This is a genomic window from Pseudomonas sp. NFACC24-1 (genome assembly GCF_900115235.1).
GTDB classification, from domain to species: Bacteria; Pseudomonadota; Gammaproteobacteria; order Pseudomonadales; family Pseudomonadaceae; genus Aquipseudomonas; species Aquipseudomonas fluorescens_AA.
Window position 1 is genome coordinate 1 of sequence record NZ_FOVS01000075.1, and the last position, 3640, is coordinate 3640.

Here is a 3640-nt window from a genome sequence, read left to right on the forward strand (position 1 = left end):
CCCGAGTGGTATTCGCCCTGCTGAAGAACCAGAGCGAATACTTACCGAAAGGCATTTAGGGGGTAGCCCTGCACCATAGAATCTCCCACAGTGGAGGGTGTTAAATGCCTGCTATGGCGGTGGGTCAGTTGTTTTTGATGGGGCTGATTCCGAACGCTCGGGCACAAAAAAGGCCTTGCTGTGCAAGACCTTTTTTCATACCTGGGGCAAGTGCGCGCCCTTATTACCTCACCTCAACAATATCCGCTGAGAAGGTCAGCCGTAAGGCTTGAACTCATTATTATCCCGTGCCAGCAGTTGCATCAGTTTTGGGTGGATAAAGAGCTTTTCCTTGCCGACCTGCGCTTCTCGCAGAACACCAATGTCGGCGAGGTCTTTGAGGTAGCGAGAAGCAGCCTGGCGCCCGGCAATTTGTTTCTCGACGACATTGTGGATGCGGCAGTACGGTTGTTCGAAGATCACATCCACCAATTCACGGGAATAGATTTTCGGCAAACGTTCACGAACGAATTGGGTAGTGTGTTCAGACAGGCTGCGGATGGCGGCGATTTTGGCGCAGGTCCAGCGAGCGGTTTCTTCCACGGCGCTGAGCATGTAGAGCAGCCAAGGCTCCCATGCCTGTTCACGAGTGACATCGAGCAGGAGGCGGTAGTAGTCGGCTCGGCGGGCAATGATGTAACGGCTGAGATAGAGGATTGGTAGGTTCAGCAGCCCCTCCTGAATCAGGTACAGCGTATTAAGCACCCGCCCGGTACGGCCATTGCCATCGGTGAACGGGTGAATCGCCTCGAACTGGTAATGCCCAACGGCCATACGCACCAGCGGGTCCAGGTCCGTCTCGTTGTGCAGGAAACGCTCCCAGTTGGCGAGCAGATCACGTAAATGATCTTCGCCGTCCGGTGGGGTGTAGATAATCTCGCCGGTACGGTCGTTGGCCAACTGGGTGCCCGGTACGCGTCGAATGTCCATGTTCACACCCTTGAGCGTGCGGCAGATCTCGACTGCCGTGCCCGTGGATAATGGACGTTCGGTCAGCGACAGGAAGCCGTGGTGTAGCGCTTTGCGATAGCGCAGGGCTTCCTTGGTCGCCGGATCGGCATGGCCGTCACGCTCCTGGGCATGCTGAAAGAGCAAGTCCGTAGTGGTCACGATGCTTTCGATCTCGGAACTGTCCTTGGCTTCCAGCAAGGGGATGGTGTTGATCAACACCGTTTGGTTGGGGATCAGTTCGGCTGCCTGCTTCAGTTCAGCCAAGGCCGTGCGCGCCTCGATACAGCGCTTGAGTACTGCACGGGTTTCCAGTTCGGTTGCCGGAGGCAGGGGCGGTAATTGGTTATACGGTTTATCGGCCTGCCAGACGTGAGGAGCTGCGGTCATGGGGGCGATCCTGATCCTTTAGATAAGGGGCGAGGGCGCTTGGTCAGGCGCCTTCTCGTGTCGTCAGTGTAAACATGAGGGCATAACGTGTCGCTGTTTTTCAATTTCTGCGACACGTTCCGCTCTCATGTCGCTGGCGACGACATGAGGATGGAACGTGTCGTCGAAATGGCTTTTTAGCGACATGACAATGCATCCCTCAGCGACAATGCTACTGATCCACAGCCATCGCGGGCAGGCTCGCTCTCACAAGGGATTTTCGGCGCATGCTGGTGCGCTGGGTTAATTGAAGATTGCCCTACACCAACCGCTTCTTTACCTGACTTATTTTCCCGGTCATCCGCGGCAAAGTCTCGCGCGTCCCTCTGCGCCGCGAGAAGCCTGTATGCGTGTGCTCGACAAAATCCATGCTTTGGGCAACGTCAATGGTTCGTTGATGACGTTGACCATGGGCCAGAAACGGACGGAAGTGGGAAACGATGCTGCAGGATTCCGGGCCTGCCTGAACGATTACGGCAGCTGCTCGCCCGCTCCATGCCAACACCATAAGCCAATCAATCAAAGGGCCTAAATATGACCATCAACTCAAAAGAAACACCTTATACGACCCAACAGTCTCTCACCAAGACCAAACCAATTTTCCAAATAGTATCAAAGAACAAATTATTTCTTATGTTCTGGTTGACCCTTGGATACTACCTACTCTATTGGATATACAAAAACTGGAAGACATACCAAGCCACAACAAACGCGAAAATCCTTCCTTTTACACGAACCCTGTTCGGGCTATTTTTTATATACTCACTACTTATAAAAATAGACCACCAGCTAAAGACACACGATAAAGAGCACAAGTGGAGCCCACGCCTGCTAGCCTCAGGATTAATAATTTCAGGATGCATAGCAATTTATTGCCTTCTACCCTTCAAGGGTTTAGGAGACGGATACTCACTACCAATAACAAATTTGGCTTTAGATTTTTACTGCTTACTTCAAGTCCAATCTGCCATAAACCACTTGAGCAATGATCCGCAGGGGCAGCAGAATGCCAACATAACACTCGCCAATTGCGCATGGATTTCATCAATGTGGTTGGGAGTCTTTCTTTGGGGGATTGTAGAAGTCACGATATGCAACCCATACAATCGCTATAGGCTTGACTTTCCTCCAAGATGGGCCTTTTGCAATATGAATATAGTGGACATATTTAAGATCACCACGAAATCGCTCGCCCGTAAGCACTCTTCCTGAATTTATTCTACCGACCCGCACAAATAAGCCTTGCCAAGCAAGACTTATTTCTGAAAAAAGAATTGCCATGTCATACTTATAGCTATGCCAAGCGAGATTCAACCCACTCCTTAAAAAAAACTTCCTGCTCATTCGGATCGACTGCCAAGTTACAATCATCATATTCAAATATAGATACAATATCATCGAGCGTTGGAGTTAAACCCATACTCAACTCATATGCTTTTAGCCCAAGCGACATCTGCGCCGACATGCCAGATGGATAAACATTTTTCTTGGCACCTTTACAAAAAAAGGTGACATCTGGATTGTCTCGTCGAAGACTCGCAAAGCACTTATAAAAATTACTACCTACATAAGTTCTGTCAACACCATCTGTCGCACTGAAAGTGATTGCAATTTTGTTAGAATCACATACGAGACAGGCAATTTCTTTTTTTCCTCCTCTTGATACATGCACCTCAACCTTAGAAATCATTTTTTTATCCTCCTATTAGGATTAGGTATGGAATAACCAAATTCCTTCCCATTATCAAGTATCAAGGTTGCACCAAGCACATCTTCATTACTTATTCGATCTGGAATCGCAATCTCTTTTTCTGCTCCGAACAAGTATGCAGCTCCCAACTCCTTTGCCAGGTCATGCCCTGGAATTTTTTGCAACGTGTACAAATACCCTATTCTTGTGTAGTCACCGGTAGCAAATTTCTTCCCTACCTCCCTTGAATAAGAGGTACTAATATAATAGCTAGGAGGCCAATCACTATCCATAGAGTGTAAAAACAGATTCTTGCTTTTACCTTTACTTTTAAAACCACTTTCAAAAACATCTTCTGGATCTCGCTCATCACCGCGATACAAAAAATCCTCTTCTTTTTTAGGAGTAGGTAGCTTAGGTTCCGTTTGACTAACAGCTGCCTTCCCCGCCGGATCCTGCCCCCCAACCGCCGGCCGACACCCACCCTTCCCCGGGCAATCCACCAACCCCAACGGATCCACCCACCCCGTCGGG

The 3640-nt window shown here is 49.5% G+C and carries 2 protein-coding genes and 1 pseudogene; all 3 read right to left on the reverse strand.

All coding sequences use genetic code 11. The features are described from left to right. Positions 1-255: 255 nt before the first annotated feature. Complete coding sequence (gene fic, locus BM317_RS29495; RefSeq protein ID WP_092477202.1) at positions 256-1377, reverse strand: protein adenylyltransferase Fic; 1122 nt, start codon at positions 1375-1377, stop codon at positions 256-258. A 1333-nt stretch (positions 1378-2710) separates the two neighbouring features. After that, positions 2711-3106 (reverse strand): hypothetical protein, encoded by a 396-nt coding sequence (locus tag BM317_RS29500; RefSeq protein ID WP_092177011.1) that lies wholly within the window; start codon positions 3104-3106, stop codon positions 2711-2713. Further along, positions 3103-3640, reverse strand: a pseudogene (locus BM317_RS29505) (type IV secretion protein Rhs); the annotation flags it as partial. The pseudogene BM317_RS29505 and the gene BM317_RS29500, both read right to left, overlap by 4 nt.

Coding starts and splice junctions, on each gene's coding strand:
- BM317_RS29500 (WP_092177011.1), bottom strand. CDS start 3,106: ATGATTTCTAAGGTTGAGGTGCATGTATCAAGAGGAGGAAAAAAAGAA.
- fic (WP_092477202.1), bottom strand. CDS start 1,377: ATGACCGCAGCTCCTCACGTCTGGCAGGCCGATAAACCGTATAACCAA.